The organism is Paracoccus niistensis, assembly GCF_042432925.1.
In the GTDB taxonomy this organism is placed as follows: domain Bacteria; phylum Pseudomonadota; class Alphaproteobacteria; order Rhodobacterales; family Rhodobacteraceae; genus Paracoccus; species Paracoccus niistensis.
The window spans coordinates 1-21204 of sequence record NZ_JBHLWE010000080.1 but is presented as its reverse complement, the minus strand read 5'-3'; the positions used below and the strand labels follow the sequence as shown (position 1 = coordinate 21204).

Annotated in this window: 20 protein-coding genes and 2 pseudogenes; 11 read left to right on the top strand and 11 right to left on the bottom strand. The window is 60.0% G+C overall.

What is annotated here, in order from left to right; all coding sequences use genetic code 11:
* Nucleotides 1-201: 201 nt before the first annotated feature.
* From ACFFII_RS17705 to ACFFII_RS17695, 3 genes are read left to right on the top strand one after another with little or no spacing between them, the layout of a single operon-like run.
* Nucleotides 202-1290: a S1 family peptidase gene (locus tag ACFFII_RS17705; protein WP_377700194.1), complete on the top strand. Its 1089-nt coding sequence runs from the start codon at nt 202-204 to the stop codon at nt 1288-1290.
* Nucleotides 1290-2579: a trypsin-like serine peptidase gene (locus ACFFII_RS17700; RefSeq protein WP_377700192.1), complete on the top strand. Its 1290-nt coding sequence runs from the start codon at nt 1290-1292 to the stop codon at nt 2577-2579. The genes ACFFII_RS17705 and ACFFII_RS17700 overlap by 1 nt, the downstream gene beginning before the upstream one ends.
* Before the next feature lie 14 nt (nt 2580-2593).
* Complete coding sequence (locus tag ACFFII_RS17695) at nt 2594-3238, top strand: hypothetical protein (protein WP_377700191.1); 645 nt, start codon at nt 2594-2596, stop codon at nt 3236-3238.
* 973 nt (nt 3239-4211) lie between these two features.
* Here ACFFII_RS17695 and ACFFII_RS17690 read toward each other — a convergent pair.
* A complete protein-coding gene (locus ACFFII_RS17690; RefSeq protein ID WP_377700190.1) occupies nt 4212-5024 on the bottom strand; it encodes a hypothetical protein in 813 nt (270 codons plus the stop codon).
* Between the two features lie 284 nt (nt 5025-5308).
* Between ACFFII_RS17690 and ACFFII_RS17685 the strand changes: the two genes are divergently transcribed.
* The 4 genes from ACFFII_RS17685 (at nt 5309) to ACFFII_RS17670 (ending at nt 8071) form a co-directional block, all read left to right on the top strand.
* Nucleotides 5309-5896: a recombinase family protein gene (locus tag ACFFII_RS17685; protein ID WP_377700189.1), complete on the top strand. Its 588-nt coding sequence runs from the start codon at nt 5309-5311 to the stop codon at nt 5894-5896.
* Nucleotides 5897-6010: 114 nt separating this feature from the next.
* Nucleotides 6011-6694, top strand: a complete 684-nt coding sequence (locus ACFFII_RS17680) for an AAA family ATPase (protein WP_377700187.1) — start codon at nt 6011-6013, stop codon at nt 6692-6694.
* On the top strand, nt 6651-6968 hold the full coding sequence (locus tag ACFFII_RS17675) for a ribbon-helix-helix domain-containing protein (protein WP_377700185.1): 318 nt from the start codon (nt 6651-6653) through the stop codon (nt 6966-6968). The genes ACFFII_RS17680 and ACFFII_RS17675 overlap by 44 nt, the downstream gene beginning before the upstream one ends.
* 227 nt (nt 6969-7195) lie before the next feature.
* Entirely contained in the window at nt 7196-8071 is an 876-nt protein-coding gene (locus ACFFII_RS17670) for a replication initiation protein (protein WP_377700184.1), read from the top strand.
* A 372-nt stretch (nt 8072-8443) separates the two neighbouring features.
* On the opposite strand, the gene ACFFII_RS17665 is transcribed toward ACFFII_RS17670, so the two are convergent.
* The 5 genes from ACFFII_RS17665 to ACFFII_RS17645 form a co-directional block, all read right to left on the bottom strand.
* A complete protein-coding gene (locus ACFFII_RS17665) occupies nt 8444-8710 on the bottom strand; it encodes a hypothetical protein (RefSeq protein WP_377700182.1) in 267 nt (88 codons plus the stop codon).
* A 262-nt stretch (nt 8711-8972) separates the two neighbouring features.
* A complete protein-coding gene (locus tag ACFFII_RS17660; RefSeq protein ID WP_377700181.1) occupies nt 8973-9959 on the bottom strand; it encodes a putative molybdenum carrier protein in 987 nt (328 codons plus the stop codon).
* Between the two features lie 134 nt (nt 9960-10093).
* Complete coding sequence (locus tag ACFFII_RS17655) at nt 10094-10561, bottom strand: hypothetical protein (protein WP_377700180.1); 468 nt, start codon at nt 10559-10561, stop codon at nt 10094-10096.
* Nucleotides 10562-10578: 17 nt separating this feature from the next.
* On the bottom strand, nt 10579-12315 hold the full coding sequence (locus ACFFII_RS17650; RefSeq protein WP_377700179.1) for a type IV secretory system conjugative DNA transfer family protein: 1737 nt from the start codon (nt 12313-12315) through the stop codon (nt 10579-10581).
* On the bottom strand, nt 12312-12632 hold the full coding sequence (locus ACFFII_RS17645; RefSeq protein ID WP_377700178.1) for a mobilization protein: 321 nt from the start codon (nt 12630-12632) through the stop codon (nt 12312-12314). The genes ACFFII_RS17650 and ACFFII_RS17645 overlap by 4 nt, the downstream gene beginning before the upstream one ends.
* A gap of 520 nt (nt 12633-13152) precedes the next feature.
* Between ACFFII_RS17645 and mobQ the strand changes: the two genes are divergently transcribed.
* From mobQ to ACFFII_RS17625, 4 genes and pseudogenes are all read left to right on the top strand, one after another.
* Entirely contained in the window at nt 13153-14460 is a 1308-nt protein-coding gene (gene mobQ, locus ACFFII_RS17640) for a MobQ family relaxase (RefSeq protein ID WP_377700177.1), read from the top strand.
* 73 nt (nt 14461-14533) lie between these two features.
* On the top strand, nt 14534-14818 hold the full coding sequence (locus ACFFII_RS17635) for a type II toxin-antitoxin system RelE/ParE family toxin (RefSeq protein ID WP_377700176.1): 285 nt from the start codon (nt 14534-14536) through the stop codon (nt 14816-14818).
* Between the two features lie 16 nt (nt 14819-14834).
* Complete coding sequence (locus ACFFII_RS17630; RefSeq protein WP_377700175.1) at nt 14835-15119, top strand: HigA family addiction module antitoxin; 285 nt, start codon at nt 14835-14837, stop codon at nt 15117-15119.
* A gap of 1098 nt (nt 15120-16217) precedes the next feature.
* A pseudogene (locus ACFFII_RS17625) lies at nt 16218-16388 on the top strand (IS5/IS1182 family transposase); the annotation flags it as partial.
* Between the two features lie 40 nt (nt 16389-16428).
* On the opposite strand, the pseudogene ACFFII_RS17620 reads toward ACFFII_RS17625, so the two are convergent.
* The 5 genes and pseudogenes from ACFFII_RS17620 to ACFFII_RS17600 form a co-directional block, all read right to left on the bottom strand.
* Nucleotides 16429-16974: pseudogene (locus tag ACFFII_RS17620) on the bottom strand (IS5 family transposase); the annotation flags it as partial.
* Between the two features lie 296 nt (nt 16975-17270).
* The gene (locus tag ACFFII_RS17615; RefSeq protein ID WP_377700174.1) at nt 17271-18170 is read right to left on the bottom strand and encodes a hypothetical protein; all 900 of its coding nucleotides are present in this window, start codon (nt 18168-18170) and stop codon (nt 17271-17273) included.
* A 13-nt stretch (nt 18171-18183) separates the two neighbouring features.
* On the bottom strand, nt 18184-19617 hold the full coding sequence (locus ACFFII_RS17610) for a zinc metalloprotease (protein ID WP_377700173.1): 1434 nt from the start codon (nt 19615-19617) through the stop codon (nt 18184-18186).
* Between the two features lie 659 nt (nt 19618-20276).
* The gene (locus ACFFII_RS17605; RefSeq protein WP_377700171.1) at nt 20277-20537 is read right to left on the bottom strand and encodes a transposase; all 261 of its coding nucleotides are present in this window, start codon (nt 20535-20537) and stop codon (nt 20277-20279) included.
* 21 nt (nt 20538-20558) lie between these two features.
* Nucleotides 20559-21204: IS3 family transposase (locus ACFFII_RS17600; RefSeq protein ID WP_377700170.1), on the bottom strand; the 646-nt coding region annotated here is incomplete at its 5' end.

The following is a 21204-nucleotide window of genomic DNA, read 5'->3' as shown; positions in this document are numbered from 1 at the left end:
CCGACCACCGTAAACACAAACCGGGCTCCGGTCGCGGCTGGATGAAAGACCCGTGGCAGGTCAAAGTCTATTTGGGGAAGGGGGTCAGCACCTCAATGAATTTGCACAACAGAGCTACGCAAGCCGAACAATTATCGAGATTGCTCGAGCGCAGGAATCATTGTAGGCTGTTGTTAGGATAGCTTCACCGGAGGTGAGGCGATGAAGACTCCAGTATACCTTTTTATATACGCCACTCTTGTTGGCTTCCTTCAAGCCTCAATAGCTACTGAGGCTCGCGGAGACGGCTCTCTAGGGTCTTCTATATTTAGTCACTACGCATCTCGTGCTGCGCACGTCGAAACAACTGTTGTCATGCGTGATGGCAGTATAGCTCATGGGCACGGCTCAGGATTTCTTATCTCAGATAACTTAATTATAACTAACAAACACGTCGTTCCAGAGTACGACGATGCGTCAGTTTACATCGTTAAAGTCAGGCTTTCATCAATAATGCATGATCCGCTAATTATTAGCGATATTAGTCGATCTGAAACAGAAGACATCGCAGTCCTTAGAATTGAAGATTCCACTAACGTGAACGTTTCATGCCCTGTGATGTTTTATGAATCAACCGACGTCGTGCAGCCCGGGGACCAAATATTTGTGCTGGGGTATCCCCTGAGTCAAGATCTATCAATTTTTAATGGAATTATAAGTAACATGTCTGATCCGAAAAAATGGCAGACAAATAGTCTTTTTAATAAAGGAAGCAGTGGAGGTCCAGTCTTCAGCCAGGAGGGCGCGTTTATTGGAGTCGCGGTCGGGGGCATCGTATGCTGGCCATCCGGCGCTGAAAAATGTCACGACGTGGATGGAGTGAATTTTTTTATTCCCGCGGTCCGAATATTCCAGGCGTCGCCGCACGCCGACTTGAGTGTAGACCATCTCTACGAGCACGCTTGCTGGGATGATGCCGGTGGCGATCTGCCATCAACTACTCCAACAGACACTCTGTCTAGGGCGTTTTCGTTCTCGCAAACAAAGGACGATCACCCCATTGTTTTAAGCCCGCATTCAAGAGTTTACGGCGAGTCGCTAGACGATATTCTTCGCCCTGAGCCAGGCTATCGACTGACCGCATGCACTCTACAGCCCTCGTCAGCTAACAACGCTCATGATGGTACATGCAACATTCTCCCAGGCGGAGAAAGAGCGCAATTCCGCGTGCGCCTAGAGAGTGGCCCCGCTTTAGACAGATGGAGAGGGTGGTGGACGGGGACCATTGTCCTAAACCAGGAGAAAATCTGATGACCCGCATGCTATTCAGGACAGCGGTGAGCGCAAGCAGGCTAACACTGTCTAGCAGCATCGCTTTGGCTGCGTGTGGAGCAACGGCAGCACTCGGGGAGCCTGCACCTGTTCCGTTTGAGGAAATACCATACCAACGTACGCACCCACCCCTCGTTATTGCTCCCGGGGGAAGCGCTATGGAGCCATTTTCAACCTTGTCTGTTGGTGAGGAAGCAACCCCAAGTCAACCGTCCGTCACTCTAGAAGTAGTTAGCGACGATGGTGCGTCCGCGATGCGTCTGACGTTTTCGGAGGTAGTATTGGGAGAGGGAAGTAGGCTAATTCTACGCTCTGCTGAGGACGGAGCACAGCAAGTCATCACAGCAGAAAAGGCTGAAGAATGGAGCGGACGAAGTGCGATATTTAACGGGCCAGCTATTGAGGTGATTTTAGAGCGGTCTAAGGGCGACACTGAAGCGCGGTACGAAATAGAAACAAAGACAGTTGTACCCCGCTTGGATGTAGAAGAGCGTATCGAAGCCCTCGAGGAGAGAACGGGAACAGAAGAGAGGGCTTCTCAGGAAGCGATATGTGGCCCCGAGGATGATAGGCAGCCCTCTTCTGATCGGCGCATTGGTCGAATAATTCCGGTCGGTTGTACGGGATGGATAGGGGAAGGCAATAAGCTGCTAACTGCTGGGCATTGTGTCGACCCTAATAATCCAAGTGATATGGATTTGATCGAATTCAATGTTCCCGATTCTACTGCTGCGGGAGTTATTAAGTATGCCGACCCCAAGGATCAATACAAGATAAAGACCGAGACTATTGTCTATCAGGACGATGGGGACGGCGAAGAGGGTAACGACTGGGCAGTCTTCGAGGTTGAGAAAAACACGGAGACAGATCGTCTGCCATTAGAAGCGCAAGGCGGATTTTTTCGTCTAAGTAATGCATTGCCACGAGGCGCGGTGAGGATAACAGGATTCGGGCTTGACAGCACACCAAGGTCACGAAATCAGACACAGCAGACGCATAACTCCGAATCGATTAGCGTAATTTCGTCGCAGGAGAATGATGTTGTCGTTTCGTACATTGCAGATACTCGGCCAGGGAATTCGGGCTCGCCAATAATTTCGTTGCCTGATGAGGGCGGTCAAAGTGATACAGCCTTCGGTATACATACCAACGGAGGCTGCGATGAAAAGAAAGGGACGGGCAATCTCGGGACCGGATTCCAGAACAATGAGCTTTGGAAAGCAGCGGTCACTATTACCGAAGAAAAGGAAGTCGCGGAGCAGAAGTGATCTATTAACGCTAGGTGGAAGAAATGAAACTATCATGCAAATCTGCAATAGCTATCATTCTTGGTCTTTCGACTCTTCCCAGTCACGCGCAAACGGCGACTGATGCGGAGGTCCTTAATGTGCCTCAGGCTTGGGAGACCGAAGAAATTACTGCGCCGACAGCAGAAGAAGAGCAGTTGCAAGCCGACGCAGAGGTGGAGTTTTCTCACTACCTGGAAGTAAGTGAAGGTGGAGAAGAAGCAATAGAATCAGCAACGGAATCAACGATTATAGATAAGAAGATCGCGAGTTGGTTGGATCCACTTACTCTGCCAAAGAGCAGAATGGAATGTGTTAAGTGGGCATACCCATGGCCGGGCGCAAAGATATGCGTAGGGCATAAATACCAGTTTCAGTGGATGTATTGTGAGGCGAGGTTGGTCGTTACGGGGCCATCTATTGATGGTGTTGGGGGAGCCGTGAATGATTGTCTTCAAACGGGAGCAGCAGTCGCCGCGGTCGCAGGAATTGTTGCTGCAGCTGGAACCGGAGGAGCGGCTCTTCCCGCTGCTAAGGCAGCATTCTTGACCACATTCGAGGGGTGTGTAGCTGCGAAGGTTGGATCAGAGGCTCTGGGAGTGAACGTGGCGCAAAACTGTTCATGGGGGCCATGGGAGTGATAAGAGTTGTCTCAGAATCGCGGGGAACGTGAGCGGTAATTCAAAAAGTCGAGTCTCGACTATTTGTTACGCGTTGGCCGCGATGGCCGGCGGCGGCTCGCGTGGTGATCTTCGACTTACAGCAGGTTAAACTGACCGTCTGACTTCACGAATGCAGCCCGTTAGGGACATGGCTAGAATACGGCCTGCCGTTTAAATGCAGCGTCTCGCTAAGACACAGGGAAGCAGACCACGAGGACCACTTCTGCCGATCCGCCATATGGTGGCAACATGCAGCGACTAAACAGTCGAATGCAGATAGGATCCTGAACCGGCGAAGCGCAGATTCCGAAATGACGCTTTGACTAGGGCGATGAGAGAGTTTTTAAGGGGCTGAGCAAACGCTGAACGAAGATAGCCTAGCCGCCCTTCATCTATTGGAGTGACGGCAATCTCTCGCAGTAAAGAAGGCTCACGAAAGGCGGCATTGTTGGAATAGGATCAGGCGGCATCTTTCCGGCCATGGAACTCAAGGCCATGAAGCCGACCTGCCCTTGGCCTGCTCCTTGGATGGACCATGCATGCTGTCCGGAAATGCCGAAAGGCGCTTGGCTTAGGACAGTTATAGCTGTCTCATGTTGGTGAGCCGGAATGTTGTCTATGCTGATGGGCATGCCCTCATGTCCGCCTTGATCCAAGAGGGAGCGCGCCGTAAGGCCGTCTGCTGCTCCCATGCCTACAATGACGCGTCCCGAGCCTGCCTCGAAAACCTGCCACCCGGGTGGACATTGTTTCAAATTGAACGCTACTACCGCTCCCGGTGGTGGTAGGCGCGCCATTATCTCCTCCATGCGTCGGGCGGTCTTTGCCATGAATACAGCGCAGTCGAAAACCGACTTACATTGCTGCTCTTCCTGCGCAAGAGCCGGAACAGTTGGGGCGCAGAGAGTCGCAAACATTACGGCTGTCAGTGCCAGTCTCATACTCACCTCCATCAGTTGATCAAGCGCCCCATGCCATCCCATTCCCTTACACGCAGGTCGTAAATGGTCATTTGACGCGTTAGCCGTGATGCCAAGGCGGGTGACGACGTCTCATAATGGCATCGAACGCGCTCCGTGAGTCTTGCCATCTCGGCAAAGATGCTCGGGAGGGAAATTGCGGAACTATTCTCAGTGAGGCCTCTCAAGCGCGACTCGTGGAAATCAATTACGATGCGGTACTCGTCTATGGGACTGAGTCGATCCTCAAGAGGTAGAGCCTTGATGTCGATGGAGCCGATCTCACGCCCCATGAGCATAATCGTAGGATCTGCCTGCTGAATATCAAGCAGTGCGTTTGCGAGAACTTCTTGGACTGTGTAGCGCATGATCTCGGCCGAGCAGACCACAAGATGCTGAGTATCAAGGAAGATCTTGCTCTCTAAATCGTATATATTTTTCAGGGCACTTTCGATGGATTTGCTAATATTTTGGACAATATTACCAACGTTGTCGATGTGTTCGCCGATGTCTGTATTGAGTTGTCGTAGAATGCGTTCGATTTCTGTGATGTAGCGGGTAACATCAGCGTCCAGTTCGCTCTGAAGGCGCGAGAGGTGAGCATTGATCCGTTCGACCGCCTCTAGGATCTTATCGCCTCCAGACTCAATGCCTAACGGGTCCGTAATAACGCCCATAGTCTCGTCAATGAGGTCCACCGCACTGACCGGCTCCACGAGAGAGAGTAAGATAACTAGAGCTCCGGTAATTGGAGTGGAAGCCGAACGGATCCTCAGCCCGTGACCCATGGCGTCAGCCCAGCTCACTGTGACAGATGTTGCTGAATCTTCGACTGGTCGAGAACTTCAGCATAATATTTCCCGATCCTATCCTGCATCTAGCAGGGGAGCGCAAGAACAACCGAATCTACTCGTAAATTTACCTTATATCGCAAGAGTAGAACATGAGAATCTGGGCTGAAATTGATTGTTGGGTTGGATCCACGGTGTAGCACAGCGGTATTGCCGCTCCCATGAAACCGCAGGTGCAAAAATGTTGATTTACGCACAGTCGGCTCGACCCAAGCGGTTCAGCAGCTTAGTCTGTGCATATGTCCCGTGCAGAAGACGAGCCCTCCGCGACCCCCCTGCCCCGCACCCTGGGCTATGCGCGGGTGAGCACCGACAGCCAGGCGCTCGCGCCGCAGGTGGAGAGCCTCAAAGCCGCAGGCGCGGGCCAGGTGTTCCGCGAGGCCGCCTCGGGGGCCAAGCGCAATCGCGCGCAACTCGCGCGGCTCCTCACGGAGGTGCGCCCTGGTGACGTGGTGCTGGTGACGCGCCTGGATCGGCTCGCGCGCTCCACGCGCGACCTCCTCAACGTGCTAGGGGCTTTGGCGGACAGAGGCGCCGCCTTCCGCTCCCTGGGCGACCCGTGGGCCGACACGACAAGCCCGCACGGGCGGCTCATGCTCACGGTGCTGGCGGGCCTAGCGGAGTTCGAGCGCGAGCTGATCCGCGCCCGCACCGGCGAGGGGCGTGCCCGCGCCAAAGCCGAGGGCCGGAAGATGGGGCGCAAGCCCAAGCTCACGCCGCACCAGCAGCGCGAGGCGCGGGCTAGGCGAGATGCGGGCGAGAGCATCACTGCGATCGCCCGCAGCTACGCCGTGCATCACTCCACGATTTCGCGGCTCTGCGCATGAATACAGGCAGTGAGTAAAAGGCTCACCAGTCTCTTGCCAGCCTGCTACGCTTTGCGCATACTCTAGAAGTATACTTCTAGAAAGTCCTCTTATTAGGAAAGACTCAAATTCCATATGTATACAATCGCCCTCATTGCCCAGAAGGGCGGGACCGGCAAGACAACCCTTGCCCTCTCGCTCGCCGTGGCGGCCGCGCAGGACGGCTTACAGTCCGTCATCATCGACCTCGATCCGCAGGCGACCGCCTGCAACTGGTCCGACCGGCGCAGTTCCGACAGCCCCGTTGTGATCGACGCACAGGCCGCGCGCTTGCCCGCAGCCTTGGAGAAGGCGGCTCAGGCTAGGGTCGATTTCGTCGTCATCGACACCCCTGCCCGTTCTGAACAGTCAGCCCTCGCCGCCGCCAAGGCGGCTGACTTGGTCATCATCCCATGCCGCCCGCAGGCCTATGACCTGGAGACGGTCCCGAACACGCTGGAGATCGTGAAGCTGGCGGGCAGCAAGCCCGCCCTCACCGTGCTGAATGCCATCACCCCCCAAGGCAACCGCCACGAGCAGGCCCGCGCCTATCTCGACGGCCTGGGCGTTCCCGTCTGCCCTCAGATGATAGGCACCCGCGCCGCTTTTGGGGATGCGGGCGCGCTCGGCCTTGCCGCGTTCGAATATGATCCGGCTGGCAAGGCAGCTATGGAATCTCTAGAAGTATACAAGTATATTTATAGTATATTAGACAAACCTACGCAGGAGGTTGCCCGTGGCCGCCAAGCCAAAGCCCGATCTAAACGCGCTGCTGTCTGATGCTGGCGGCGGCACCCGCAAGCGGCCCGCGCCGGTCGAGGCTGTGCCCGCGTCCCGCGCCGAGAGACCCACGAAGGCGACGCCACAGCCGGGCAGGGTAGGGACGGTCCCCGTCACCGCGCACTTTCCCGAGGACGTGCGCGCCCAGATCAAAATCCTAGCCGTCGAACAGCGCCGGACCATGCAGGGCATGATCGCCGAGGCCTTCAACGACCTGTTTTCCAAGTATGGCAAGCCCGAGATCGTGCCTCTGGACGACGCAGCCAGTCGGTAGCTGCTAGCGGCGGCCCAGCCATGGGGCAGAGGGCGAAGGCCGCCAAATATGAGGTTTTCGGGGAGGTCAAGCGCACAGCCGAGCGGCCACCGCGAGTACCAAGTTTTGCTACATTTATTTCGCTCAGGTTGACACTCACCGCGCCGCAACTGTGAGGTTTTCGGGGATCTGTGAAGAAATCACGGCTAATTCTTTCATAGTTTGACGCGTTCGCGTACTCTTGTCGCATGACCGACGCGCCCTTGATATCCGGCCCCTTGAGGGTCCTCGACCTGAAGCCCCGCCGTGAGCAGGCGGTGAAGCCCGCTGAGCTTATCCAGATCACGGGACATCAGGGCCTGACCCTGAACGCGCGGCGCGCGATCACCATCCTGTGGCACAACGCGCACCTTCAGGGAGTGGAGGAGGGAAAGGACTATGTCATCGAGATCGACGACCTGAAGCCCGACCACCACAAGGGCTATGAGATGGTCGAGGAAGCGATCATCGCCTTGATGGGCACAATCCTCACCGTCCGGATGGCGGACGGCCGCACTCGGCGCGTGCAGTTCTTGGGCGGCAACGACCTTGACGATCCCGAGCGTCCGGCTGGTGCTCTTACCTACAGCTTCGACAAGCGTCTGGTCGAAATCCTCAAGGATTCGTCCATCTGGGGGAAGATCGCCCTGCCGGTGCTGATGGCCTTCACGTCGAAATACGCGGTCAGCCTCTACGAGAACGCTTCGCAGTGGTCCGGGCTCGGCCGAAAAACTTTCCAGGACCTGAGCCTTGAGGAATTCCGCATGATGCTCGGCGTGGAGGAGGGCAAGTACGCCGCCTTCGGCGCGCTCAACAAGCACGTCCTCAAGCCCGTGCTGATGGAGATAAACGCCCTCGCGCCGTTCAACCTGTCCGTCCTGCCGGTGAAGGAAGGCAAGAAGGTTTCACGCCTGCGCATCTCCTGGTGGAACAAGAACCGCGACGAGATGGACGCCGCCTGGCGGGAGCTGCATCAGCCGAAGGTCGGCCGCCGCGCCCGCATCAGTGGTCAGATCGAGCACGTCCAGTTGCATGACCCCATGCCAAGCCAGAACCGGCTGCTGCGCCAGCAGCGCACCCGCTGACGGCCGCTGGCGTCGATCCGCGCCACCCCGAACGTCTCACATTTGCCTGGGCTGTGGACAGGTTCCCCGAGCCTCTCACTTTTGGGACTACGGTCCTAGCTCGCCGCCCCGAAAACCTCACAGTTGCGCCCCGAAAACCTCACAGTATGCCCCGGATTCCTCACTTTACGCCCCGAAAACCTCACCGGAGTCCCCGAATCCTTCACTTTTACGCCGCTAACACATTGATGTATAATTTTAATTCGGCCCTGAATCTTAGAATCTTGAATCATGAATCTAAGAGAACACCTCGCACACCTCTTTCAGACAAAACGGCCCTGTGGATAAGAATCATGCTTAGAGCCAAAGAAGCGGGCGTCCTCTGAGGACAGCTCAGACAGGCGGCTCCGGGCGCAGCGCCGCGAGTTGGTCCTGCAGGTCAGCCCAAGCCGCTTCTGCTGCCTTTGCCGCACGGTCGGGACCGGAAGCGACGCCATGACCGGCGACGGCCGTACCGCCGCAATCCCCGGTCACCGCCCGAACGTCCGCAAAATCGACGGCCGGAAGCCGTGGCCCCTGTGTCATTAGGTCCGCAACCGCCCGGATCGCCGCATGGATGCGGGCATCCGCCTCGGCCGCGCCATAAGGCTGTTCATCCATGGCGGTGTTCCCCCGTTGCCGCGAACATCAGAAAGGAAGGAAGGCGCTCAGGCTCACCAAAAACAAGCCCATGCCTGCTTTCAGGCTACTGAATACGCCACAACTTGCGGCCCACTTGCACAACCACCTGCAAGCACTCGGAAACTTGATGGCGACCGCATTTGCAGCCCACTGAGACTAGGCCGGCAGATCCCATTAGGCCTAGATCAGAGGCGGGGTGAAGTCCAGGGTAACCAAAACTAAAGATTGAAATCGGACCACCTCAATGGGGCAGGCCAACGTCTGGTCGCAACAAGCCAAAGCGCGCAAGCTCGGCAATAACGGACGGTATGTCTCCATACCACAGCACGAGAGCAGCAAATCCACACACAGCCGCCATGAGGACCATGAACCAGGTTGTGGCTCGGGGTAGCACATCCCACCTCCGGAAGGTCATCGATAGCAATACGTCCGTACTACGGGGACGCAGGTCCTCAGTCTTTTTTGGACACATATGCTTGGAAAAGTAGGTTTTGATCAGCGCTTCACGTTGCGCGTTGTGGTAATGCATAGTGCGATACATTAACCAAAGGCATGCCGCTCCCACTATAAGCACTGCCGCCGCAACCAGCCGAGCGTCAACCTGATCAACAGAAGGACGCAGGTACAGGAATGAAGCTCCCGCTACACTCAGGTACCAGAACGGAACAATCCAGCGTATGTTGTCCCAATGACGGATATTATCTAGAGCCCGGTCAAGTACTGCATCGGGCACTCCGTGCTCAAGAACACTCGCTGGGTAATCGCAGAGAGAAGAAAGCAGCACTCGTTTTGCCAGCATGTAGGCATTCTGATCTTGGCTCTCTCTCGGACCTGCCACGTTCAGGACTGTAGGCTTGTTGCTTTTCAGCCATCGCCTAACTTCTTCTGTAGCCCGTTCGATCGCCGCGTCCGAGTCCACGAGCAGGATCACGGTGCACGGCTTTTTGGTGTCTTGGGCAATACGGCGGGTGTAGTCCGTGCCTTCGCTAGTAACGTCCGTTGTTAGGATAAGGGTAGCATCCGCCGACCCCACGTTCAGGCGCGTTCTCACATTAAACGCGGCATCGTCAGCTTCCACCAGATTGGGATAGTCATCGGATATTATTCCGTCTTCAGCGATCCGCCCTTTCGGGACCCAGCCGCCGACCGAGATGCCCACCTCCAGCCCGACATCGAGAGCAGCACGATCAACCCCGGTTTGACCGCCGCTGATGATCTTGGCCACCATGTGCCACACCAACATCTCAAGCGCAGAGGCTTGGTTCTCAGCTACCAGTTCTGCAAGTATACATTATTATCATATTTTGCGAGCAAACCTAGGGACAATTCCACCAATGCCAAGGACCAAGCAAAGCAGACTACCTAGACCAAACCCTTGAAAACCGCCGTCAGTACGATGGCTGTCGAGACAGCCCCTGCCCAGATCCAGGGCACCTGCCTGCGCCAGCGGGCGGCCGCGTCCAAGTCCCGTCGCAGGCGTTCAAACGCGGCCTCCTCGGCCTGTTCCAGTTCCTTCAGGCGGGCAGTGGTGGTTTCGTGGTCGCTGCGGATTGCCCGGATGGCCGCGGCAAACTGATCGAGGACCCCATCGAGGGCGTTCTCGACCTCGGTGCCGATGAAACGGGCGTAAGCGGCCGGGTCGGTCTGCTGTTCCGTGCGCTTGGCGGCAGTGCGGGTCTTCTCCACGGCTCTGGCCAGGGCCTCGATCTGCTCGCCTTGCTGGTCGATCCGCGCCGACATGCTGGCGACGACCTGGCCCAGAAGGTTGAGGGTTTCGCGCAGGGCGATGTCGGACAGGGCAGGGGGCGCGAGTGGAGGTCTGTCGGGCATGTGCGCGTGCGGTCCTGTCAGGGGGCGGATTGCGGAGGATAGAGGCCCCGGAACTCGGGGTCGGCGTGGTAGCGGAGCTTGCGGGCCAGGATCATGGGACGGCCCTGCAGGCGCAGGAGCTGCAGGTGCGGGGACATCTGCATGATCTCGTCCGGGGTCAGCAGGTCGCGGCCGATGAGCTGGTGGGTGGTCGCGGCGGGATCGCCGGGGCGGTAGCTGGTTGTGGTGTACTGCGCGGTAGCCTGGCCCATGAGCTGGCTCAGGGCCTTCGCGGTCTCGTAGTCGTTGACCCCGAAGGTCTGGAGGACGCCCGCATTGGCGACGAAGGTATTGGCGCGGGTCCCATAGAGGGCGCGGAGTTGGCTCGTTCGGCAGCGAAACGCTCCACCGGAGCGTTTCCGGGAAGCTGCCTCACCCTGCAGGATCGGCCAGAGCTGGAGGCCGTAGCCCGCCATCAGCCCCATGGCCCGCTCCACCGCCTCCAGGCGGCCCAGGGCCGCGAACTCGTCGAGAAGGAACAGCGTGGGCTCCCGGAGGGCTGGAGAGCCCTCCTGCGGCCTCTGCGCGGCTCCTGGGGACGCTGGGACGCCTTGGGAGGTCTCGGCATCCCGGGCGATCTCTCCGAGCGCCTGGCTGACCAGGAGGCGCAGCCAGCGGCTGTAGGCATCGAGCCGGTTCGGCGGCAGCACCAGGAAGACCGAGGCCACCTCATGGCGAAGACTGGCGAAGCTGAAGTCTGAGCGCGCCAGGCTGGCGGTGATGCGCGGGCTGTCGAGGAAGTGGGTGTGGCGCTGCGCGGAGGACAGCACGCCCGCCGCCTCGCGGTCGGACTTGCCCAGGAAGCGGTTGGCAGCACGGGCGATCAGCCCGCCGGCGCCGGGGCTGTCCTGCATGATCCCGAGAAGAGCGCGGAACTGCTCCGGCGGCAAGGTCAGGTACTCGCGGACACTCGCCAGCGTCCGGCGGTCCTCGGGTTCGTGGACGGCGGCGAAGAAGATCAGGCCGGCGAGGAGGGCCTTGGCCTCCTCGTTCCAGTGGGCGTCGCCCGTCTCGCCGGGCGGGTCCATGACCAGGGCCTCGGCCAGCGAAGCCGCGTCCTCGCCGAGGTCGAGGCTGTCGGGTGTGAGGCGGGCGAGCGGGTTGTAGGCGGCGGCGGGCAGGCCGGTGACGCCGAAGGGATCGAGGACATGGACCGACCCGAACTTGGCGCGGGCATCATACGTGATCCGGGCGTTCTCGCCCTTGGGGTCGATGACCAGCATCGGGCGCGACACGAGGAGGAGGTTCGGGATCACGGTGCCCACGCCCTTGCCGGCGCGGGTGGGGGCAAGCGTCAGCAGATGCGCCGGGCCGTCATAGCGCAGCAGCCGGCCGCTGTCGGCATCGCGGCCGATCAGCAGGCCGCCCTCGCTCCGGGCGAGATCGCGGCGCTCGGCCTTCGAGGCAAGGCGGGCGGAGCCGTGGCTGTCGCGCGTGCGGGCGAAGAGCCGGGCGATGCCGAAGTGCTCGGCCCAGACCGAGAGGACGAGGGCCCAGCCTGTCAGGACACAGACGGCATAGCCCAGCCAGCCGAAGGGAGAGTTGGGCTCGTCGAGCGTGTCCAGGCCGAAGATCAGCATCTGCCCGAAGACAAAGCCGAAGGTAACAAGGACGAAGGTAATGGTGAGGCCAAAGGCCAGCACCAGCAGCGCCCAGGGCACGGCGATCGCCAGCGTCCCCAAAAGGACCAGGAAGCTGAAGACGGTGCGGATCATGCGGTGCCGTCGGGACCGGACGGGGCAGGGGGCGCGGCCCTGTTGTCCTCGGACCCAAGGGCAGTGCGTGCCTCCAAATTCCAGCCGTCGAAGGTCTTGCGGTCCTGCTCCCGGGGCAGGTTGCGGACCAGCCGATCGAGCAGGACGGCGGCGTTGTTGTCCCGCGTGGCCAGATCCATGAGGGCTCCCCCGAGAATGACCTTGCGGCGGGTGTCGATCTTGCGTTCCTTTGCCGCTTCCCGGTTCCGCAGCGCCTGCAGCCGAGCCTTGGCTTGCTCGTAGCGCTTCTGGGCCCGGTCGAGCTCGGTCTCGGGCATCAACAATCCCCCTCATTCGATGCGTGTTCTTTCCTCCACTCTGCCCACGTCGTCGTTGCCTGCCAAGACGGTGCCGTCTAGCGTGAACCCGACGAACAACAGTGAAAAGGGTGCACTTATGCAAACCTGCGGTTTGCGTGCGGTCTCCCGGGGGCAAGCGCCCCCCGCCGACAGCGACCCCATTCCGGCGCAGGTTGCGCCGGATCGGGAAGGCCGTCCCGCCTTCCCGAACCCATCCGGGCCAACCTGCGCGGTTGGATCGCGTCCACTTGCTCCTGCATGGGCCCGCGTTGCGCCCGGCGGCCGGTCGGACCTGCGCCTCGTGGGGGCTCCGGTCCTCCTGGCGCGCTGCCGGAACCGTCGCCGCCGATGCACGCGGATCGCGTGCAGGGTCCCGCTCGGTGGCAGGACCCGGGCGCTTGGTGCGGCCGGCGTGCCTGGCGTGGGCATGGCCTCGGCCGGCGGCGCTCGCCCTGCGGCCGGGCTCACTGCGCGCCCCTGCGGGCGCGGGTGAGCGGCCGTGGCGAGCTACCACCTCTCCGTCAAGACGATCAAACGCAGCGCCGGGCGCTCGGCCACGGCGGCCGCGGCCTACCGCGCGGGCGAGCTCATCGCCTGCGCGCGCGAGGGCCGCGTGCACGACTACCGCCGCAAGCTCGGCCTCGAGGAGGCCTTTATCCTGGCGCCCGAGGACGCGCCGGACTGGGCGCAGGACCGCGCGGCGCTCTGGAACGCCGCCGAGGCGCGCGAAACCCGCGCGAACAGCGTCACCGCGCGGGAATGGGAGCTCGCGCTGCCCGCCGAACTCGATGCCGCCGAGCGGCGGGTGCTCGTGATGGGCTTCGCCCGCGAGCTCGTGTCCCGCTACGGGGTGGCGGCGGATGTCGCAATCCACGCGCCGCACCGCGACGGCGACCAGCGCAATCACCATGCCCATGTGCTGACCACCACCCGCGTGCTGACCGCCGGAGGGCTCACCGACAAGACCCGCGTGCTCGATGCCAAGGCGACTGGCGGACCCGAGATCGAGGCGATGCGCGCCCGGTGGGCGGAGCTGCAGAACCTGGCCCTGGAGCGGCAGGGGCACGAGGTCCGGGTGGATCACCGCAGCCTCGCCGTGCAGCGCGAGGCGGCGCTGGCCGAGGGCCACGAACTCAGGGCCGAGGAGCTGGACCGGGCGCCGGAGATCAAGCTCGGGCCGGCCGTCAACGCCATCGAGCGGCGCGAGATGCAGGTGGCCTGGTATGAGGATCGGGACTACGTGGCCGTCACCGAACGCGGCGCGGCGGTGCAGGCCGCCCGGCAGGAGCGGGCGCTCCTGGCCGAGCTGCGCGCCCGGCTGGAACTCGCCCGCGAGACCTGGGTCCACGCCCGCGAGGAGGGCGCGGATCGGGTGACGGCCGGCCTTGCCGCGCTCCGGGCCGCCGCGCAGAAGCACGTGATCGAGCAGGAGCACGAACGGGAGGCGGCTCAGGAACACGTCCAAGGGCATACGCCGGAGGCCGGGAGCCTTCGGGAGCGGCTGGCGCGCATCCTGGACCGGGGGATCGGCCGCAGGGAGGCCGAGGTCGCGCAGGAGAGCGGGCTAGGGCACGAGGAGGACGACATCCGTGCCCGGCTCACGCGTATCCTCGGGCGGGATGTGGGGCAGGACCAGGCGGACCTGCAGAGCGGTGCGTCAGAGCCAGGCCAAGAGAGCCGCAGTATCAGAGACAGGCTGCAGGCGGTGCTGGCGCGGGAAAAGCGGGTCACGCGGGAGGAGCATGGGCATGAGCAAGAGGAGCGCGTGCATCGGCATAGGGACTGGGACGATGAGCACGAGCTATAAGCGAGAACCTGTCCCTTTGGGACACTGACTTGACGGTTGACGTACATCGTCAAGATACTTATCTTTGCCGTCCATGATCCTGAGCTACCGCGACAAGAAGACGGAGCGCTTCGCCATGGGCGAGTTCGTCAAAGCCTTCAGCGGATTTGAGGCTCTGGCGGCCAAACGGCTTGCGATCCTGAACGCGGCACCATCGTTGGAAACCCTGCGGGCGCTGCCGTCCAATCGCCTGGAGGCGCTCCGAGGCGATCGGATGGGACAGTACTCCATTCGCGTCAACGATCAGTGGCGCCTCTGCTTCGAATGGCCGGAGGGCCAGGCTGGTCCAAGCGCGGTCGAGATCGTGGACTATCACTGAGACAAGGAGGTCATCCATGTTCATGCGCGCCGTTCATCCCGGAGCCGTCCTGAAGGACGAGCTGGAGGAGCTGGGGATCACGCCCACGGAGTTCGCCCGCCAGATCGACGTGCCGGCCAACCGTGTGAGCCAGATCATCGCCGGCAAGCGGGGCATCACGGGGGACACGGCGCTGCGTTGCGGCCACTGGTTCGGCATGGACCCGCAGTTCTGGATCAACCTCCAGGCCCAGTGGGATCTCGTGCAGGCCGAGCAGGAGACGGGAGAGGCCATCCGGCACCTGCCCACACGGGCGGCATAGCAGAGGGCAGCCTAGCATCACTCTCGCTTACCCCAGAATTTCTTGTCTCAGACATCCGGTATTTGGCGGACTAAAGCCCCAAAGCTCTTGCTCTTGAACCGACCTCCGCACGCGAAAGGACCATGCCCTCGCGGCTGCGCATGCGGTTGGTCTAGAATTCCGCGAATATTTGAAGGTCATTCAAACAGTCGAGGCCCGCAATTATAACGGAGGGGGGCCACATCCTGTTGTATCGGTAATAACGTATCGGCAGCCGTGGCAAGCTATTGCGCCGCGCTGATAGAACCATCGGCATTTTGCCCGAACCGCGCAACGCTGAACGGTATCGGTGCAGGGTTCAATTTCATTCTCGAGAGCATGAAGCACTCGCTCCACCACTCCGCAGCTTGATCCCGTCCATTGCCGGCAGCCCTCCTCTAAGCAACGCCCGGCGAAGCGGAACCGTCCTTCTAGTGGTCCATACGGCTGCGCCGCATCAATAAAGCCTTGGTCTATTTCCAGCGATGGGAGAACTGGAGAGACAGAACCGTCCTGTCCAATTACACCAAAAAGATGCGCTCCCGGTTGAGCGATCGTGCTCGGACAAGCCCATTCGCCCTTCTCCACCGCATTAAGTGCAAGCTGTGGTTTGGCTCCTAGTGAGTCGGTCATGGACTAGAAGCGCATCCGCTCTGCTATCATCTGATCGAGATTGCGAAGCTGCAGGATATCAGGATTAACTATGATTCCCAACCATTCTACTGGGAATCTAATTGCCAACTCTTTTTCCGGTCTTACAGCCGCGAGACTTTGCAGTACCGCAGAATGTATGGAACGTTCTACGTTCGACAAGATGTCCTTATCGAGACCCATGTCTGAAAGGTCGACCACAAATCGACCGGAAGTCGCACGACTTTCCATTGAGTTGCTTTCGGAGTTAAGGGGCTATAAATCAACTCTAATAAAATTTCTTGATTCGATCAATACCTCTCAGAGATCGCGCCCGAAAGTCAGACTTATTGCTCAAACTTATTACAAAGCTTGCTGCACAGAAGGGGCTCTGTTGTGCAAATCACATGAGGGATGCCTCTCACGAAGCCCGGGTGGTAGCCCGATGTCGTGAGCAGACCGACATTGCCGACCTACAAGACCAGGAACTGGCCAGTGTATAACGAAGCGCTCAAGCGCCGGGGCTTGCTGATTGTCTGGTTCGACCCCGAGATGAGCTGGGAGCCTGTGCCATCAGGCAGGCGTGGCCGCCATCGAGACATGCCTGAGGCGTTGTTGCGCAACTCGGGCTAAGGGCGAACTTTCCCCTTTCCCCTTGGTCTAAGGCGACGCGGGTGTGGATCTCAGCGGTCTGACGGTCGGGGTCACGTGAGGCGATGCGCTCGCCGAAGCTCTTGAGGCAGAGCATTTTCGCCTCGGCTCGGCTTCGAGCATGATACCCGGTTAGCCGCTTCCAGAGCGCCCGGCCGAAGCGCCGGGTCGCCCGCAGGGTCTCGTTCCTGGCCCGGGCGGCGGGGCCGTCCTCCCTCTAAGCGCGGCCGTTGCGGCGGATGGGGATGATGGCCGTAGCCCCTCGGTCCGCAATCGCGGTGTGACAGGCTCGAGTGTCGTAGGCACCATCGCCTGTGATGGTAGCGATGGGCTGGTCGGCTGGGATCTGTGCCAACAGGTCTGGCAGCAACGGGCTATCGCCCTCGCGGCTCGAGGTGAACTCCACGGCCCAGACGTCTCCGGTGGCCGTATCCATGGCCAGATGCACCTTGCGCCACTGCCGCCGGCGGCTCGGGCCATACTTGCGCACCTGCCACTCGCCGTCGCCCAGCACCTTCACGCCGGTGCTGTCGGCCGCGGCCACCGACGGGCAAATCTCTCACGGGATCCGAAGTCGCATCTGGGGTGGCGCATCCACTCAAGTTCGAGACACAGATGTGGACCCGCTTCGCTGATCACCATCCCGGCCAGCGGCTTCCGAAGTGCCGCATGAACAGGCCTGACAGAAGACCGCGCTCGATGACCAAGCCCAGACGTTAGAAGCCCTTGCACAACGGGCGGCAATCACAGAAGTTGCCAGCCGAACCCCATGACGCTGCGAAGGCGGTGAGCAAGGTGTAGCTGGATGGCCGGTTGGCACCTCAGGCGTTTCGATCCTTGGTGAGTGTTGCACTACTGACGAATGTTCTGCTCAATCTGCGGAAGGAGTTGGTCTCTCAGATCTGGTCCGATTTGTGGAAACCGACGTTGGAGCTCGCCCTCTAGGCTTTCTTGAACCTCGAGCGCCCTATCCGGAGCGTTCAGCGCTCGATAGGCGTCGGCGAGCCCTAACCGCGCCTCGGCGGTCGCGGCAAAGTCGAGCTGTTCTACGTTCACTTGCTCCAGCCGCTCGACCGCTGCAGCCGGATCGGCGGGGCGCATAACCTCGGCGGCGAAGTCCGCGAAGTCCTGCGTACGGGACAAGCCAAGCGCGAGATTGGCATGGGTTGCTTGAACCGTACCTTCTGCGGTGTCTGCCACCTCGGCGAGAACCCGCGCGCCCTCACCCTCAGGATTACCTCCCCCGAGTAATAGGAACAACCCCGCTTCTGGTGACTGGAGAAGAGTGGTCGCTGCATCCGAGGCGGCATCATTCGGTGGCGCCGCCACATCCAGCGTCAGGGGCTGGGCGTCCAGGTTCTCAACATAGCGTGCTAGTATCACGTAGCGGCCTGGCTCTGTGAAGATCCAGTTGTTGCCGTCGAAGAACAGTTTCGCCGTGGCGGCTATAGACTCGCCCGGGGCAAGCGTAGCGAACGGCTCCGCGGGCTCCTTGACCGCCCAAGGGCTGAACAGCACCTCCTCGCCATTAGGTCGTCGGATCGTGTAGCGCACTGCATGATATTCAGGTGCAAGGTCCTTGAGCACCTGCTCGGGCGTGGAGCCAGTGTTGGTCAGGGTGACGGCGACGCTGATAGGCTCTCCCAACTGGTGGGTAGCTGCGGTGGCCGAAAGCTCAAGGGCAAGCTCAGCCTTGGCTGGGACAGCCACGAGAGCCAGTGCGACGCCGAGCGCAAGCGTATGGTTTGGCATGGTCTAGCTCTCCTCACTTGCAGTTGTTGAACCCGAATCCGCTGACTGGACGCCAGCGAGCCCTAGAGTTTTCGTATGCAAGGTGCAGCGATGCAGAGTCCCAAGCATAGCCCCAGTCAGGCGCGAGCACGGCAGTCTGGTTCATGATGGTACGGCCGGTTCCCGGGACGGGGCCGCCAATTCGCCAAGCATCACCGTCCGAGTGATAGAGGCAGATAGCGTGACCAAGTTCGTGTGCCGCCGTTCGCAACCGCCGCCCGTCCTCCGTGAAAGCATTCATGAATTGTGCGAAGCCACGTCGTTGGAGGGTGTCGAACATGATGCCTAGAATGCCATCAACATGGCAGGTCACGAGTATTCCATACATGTGCCAGCGTGCCGGATCGGCAGGCGGCTGACTCATCTGGGCGGTTAGAAGACCGGCGAGTTCGGCGTCCGTGTAACAGGTGCCCGGATGCAGATCACGCAGGTCGCCGCGATCCTGGCTAATACGCGCATCGATCCCCATCCGCCGGTACATCGAGGGAAGATCATCCGTGATCCCATTGACCGTGGCGGAAGCCGGCAGCCATCCGACAGAGGAAAGCCTGTCCATTTCAAGGTCGAGTCCTTGGGCTAAGCCCCGGTTGTTCAGCACCCGATAACGGAATTCGTTCGGACCTGGAGGATTGTCATAGGCCATCAGCACCATATCAGGCCGGGCATCGCCGTCGAGATTGTGAAACGTCATGCCTGCGCCTTGGCCTTCATGTCCCAAGCCCGCCACCGCCGTGAATCCCGATTGCCACGCCGTGACCGTGCCAGTGTCACTGAGGTTGAAGCCAACACGATAGCGGAAATCATTAGCACCGGGGGGTGCATCATAGGCCATGACCACTAGTTCGGGCCGGGGGTCGTTGTCGAGATAGGCGATCGATGCACCTGCCCCCTGTCCTTCCCAGCCTACGCCCTCGGTTGTGAAAAAGCCGGGCTGCCAACTCGCGGCGATCCCATTAGTGCCGAGGTTCCAGCCAATGCGATAGCGGAAGTTGTTGGCCCCCCTAGGGTTGTCATAAGCCAAGAGGATCATCTCGGGCCGCGGATTGGCGTCCAGACTGGTGATTAGGACGTCGGCGCCCTGACCCTCCCAGCCAACACCATCAACCTGAACGAAGCCCGGTTGCCATGACTGAGGTTGGCCGTTGGCGCCAAGGTTCCAGCCAATGCGATAGCGGAAGCTGTTGGCTCCACTCGGAGCGTCGTAGGCCATCAGGATGAGGTCAGGTCGCGAATCTCCGTCTAGGCTAGCGAGGGCAGCCCCCGCACCTTGACCCTCCCAGCCGACACCGTCGGTTGTGATGAATTGCGGAAGCCAGCTTGCAGGAACGCCGTTGCCGTCAAGATTGAGCCCGACGCGATAACGAAAGTTGTTGGGCCCGCCAGGGTTATCATAAGCCATGAGGATCATGTCGGGACGCGAATTTGTGTCAAGGTTCGTTATCAAGACATCTGCGCCCTGACCCTCCCACCCAACACCAGGAACGGAGACAGCGTTGTCGGCAGTAGCAGATTCTGCAGAAAGGCCGATGACCAGAGCGGGGCACAACCAAAGCAAGTGGCCAATTTTTGATTTACATCTCATAGGACCATCTCCATCATTGGGATTGCCAAGTGCTCTCAAGCCGAATCTGATATTGATGTTACCGCGCACTTGCGCGCACCTTTTTCTAAGCAAGTGCAACATTGCCGGACGCAAGCCTTCAACAGCCGGTGGCGCCAGCGCCCTAACCCTCCCAGCCAACACCAAGCCCCTCTATAAATCCTTGCGCAAAGGTATTTTTTGCGCAATGCGCGATCAGGAGTGCTGCGGCCTGCTTTAAGCAGATCGCTGCCATTTTTGAAAACGAAAAGAGAATGCAAAAGTATTTTATGTTTGCCTACTGAGGAGGCAAATATTTGACAAAGGTAAATCGTCTACTTTGACTTGATCAACGATTATGAAATGCAATAATAAACCCACCCCGGGGCGTGCCTCGATCCAATCGAGAACAGAAAGCCGCAGGAAAGCTTGTCGGCAGTTCATGACGAAATCGTGTGCCCGACTCAGGGTTGAGTCAACGTATCAAACTAACACGTAATATTTTGTGACAAAAAATCGTTGGCGACAGCCAGTTCTCCGATCTTGGCATGCAGTGACCGGACCGTCTCCTCATCCACCTCCGCAACAGGCTTTCTGCCACCGCGCTCGAAGATATCCGCAGCTCCGTCGAGCAGCGCCTTCTTCCATTGATGGATCATCGTCGGATGCACGCCGTATTCGACCGCCAGCTCTGACACAGTGCGCTCGCCCTTCACGGCCTCAAGCGCCACGCGCGTGGCCTGCCCCAATGAGGTGGTCCGTTTCCAATCTTAGTGCATGACGGGTTGTGGCGCTACGGTGGGGATGGCTGGGGAAGCGGCTCCGGGTGGCGAAGCCGGCCACTGCAGGACCTCGGGAGCGGGAGGCCGGTAGCCCAGGGATGAATGCGGGCGCTCTGTGTTGTAATGGCGGCGCCACGCCTCGATGACGATCCTTGCCTCGGCAAGACTGTAGAAGATTTCGCCGTCGAGTAGTTCGTCCCGGAGTTTCGAGTTGAAGCTCTCACAATAGCCGTTCTCCCAGGGTGATCCTGGCTCGATATAGGCGGTTCTGGCACCGACCGCGGCGATCCAGTTCCGCACCGCTGTGGCCACGAACTCCGGGCCGTTGTCAGACCGGATATGGCTGGGCCCGCCGCGGAGGATGAACTGGTCCGACAGCACGTCGATGACGTCTGTTGAGTTGAGCTTCCGATTGACCCGGATTGCCAGGCATTCCCGGGTGAACTCGTCGATCAGGTTGAGCATGCGGAACTTCCTCCCGTCATGGGTCCGGGCCTCGACAAAGTCGTAAGACCAGACGTGGTTCTGCCGCTCTGGCCGCAGACGGACGCAGGATCCATCGTTGAGCCAGTGACCTGCCATGGGATTTTTCCTCCACCGCCGATTAGAGTCCGCCCTAACTCGAGGACGGACA

What these genes read in the sequence shown, in the direction of transcription:
- ACFFII_RS17705 (WP_377700194.1), top strand. Translation starts at nt 202, where the DNA reads ATGAAGACTCCAGTATACCTTTTTATATACGCCACTCTTGTTGGCTTC.
- ACFFII_RS17700 (WP_377700192.1), top strand. Translation starts at nt 1,290, where the DNA reads ATGACCCGCATGCTATTCAGGACAGCGGTGAGCGCAAGCAGGCTAACA.
- ACFFII_RS17685 (WP_377700189.1), top strand. Translation starts at nt 5,309, where the DNA reads ATGTCCCGTGCAGAAGACGAGCCCTCCGCGACCCCCCTGCCCCGCACC.
- ACFFII_RS17680 (WP_377700187.1), top strand. Translation starts at nt 6,011, where the DNA reads ATGTATACAATCGCCCTCATTGCCCAGAAGGGCGGGACCGGCAAGACA.
- ACFFII_RS17670 (WP_377700184.1), top strand. Translation starts at nt 7,196, where the DNA reads ATGACCGACGCGCCCTTGATATCCGGCCCCTTGAGGGTCCTCGACCTG.
- ACFFII_RS17665 (WP_377700182.1), bottom strand. Translation starts at nt 8,710, where the DNA reads ATGGATGAACAGCCTTATGGCGCGGCCGAGGCGGATGCCCGCATCCAT.
- ACFFII_RS17660 (WP_377700181.1), bottom strand. Translation starts at nt 9,959, where the DNA reads ATGGTGGCCAAGATCATCAGCGGCGGTCAAACCGGGGTTGATCGTGCT.
- ACFFII_RS17655 (WP_377700180.1), bottom strand. Translation starts at nt 10,561, where the DNA reads ATGCCCGACAGACCTCCACTCGCGCCCCCTGCCCTGTCCGACATCGCC.
- ACFFII_RS17650 (WP_377700179.1), bottom strand. Translation starts at nt 12,315, where the DNA reads ATGATCCGCACCGTCTTCAGCTTCCTGGTCCTTTTGGGGACGCTGGCG.
- ACFFII_RS17645 (WP_377700178.1), bottom strand. Translation starts at nt 12,632, where the DNA reads ATGCCCGAGACCGAGCTCGACCGGGCCCAGAAGCGCTACGAGCAAGCC.
- ACFFII_RS17635 (WP_377700176.1), top strand. Translation starts at nt 14,534, where the DNA reads ATGATCCTGAGCTACCGCGACAAGAAGACGGAGCGCTTCGCCATGGGC.
- ACFFII_RS17630 (WP_377700175.1), top strand. Translation starts at nt 14,835, where the DNA reads ATGTTCATGCGCGCCGTTCATCCCGGAGCCGTCCTGAAGGACGAGCTG.
- ACFFII_RS17615 (WP_377700174.1), bottom strand. Translation starts at nt 18,170, where the DNA reads ATGCCAAACCATACGCTTGCGCTCGGCGTCGCACTGGCTCTCGTGGCT.
- ACFFII_RS17610 (WP_377700173.1), bottom strand. Translation starts at nt 19,617, where the DNA reads ATGATCCTCATGGCTTATGATAACCCTGGCGGGCCCAACAACTTTCGT.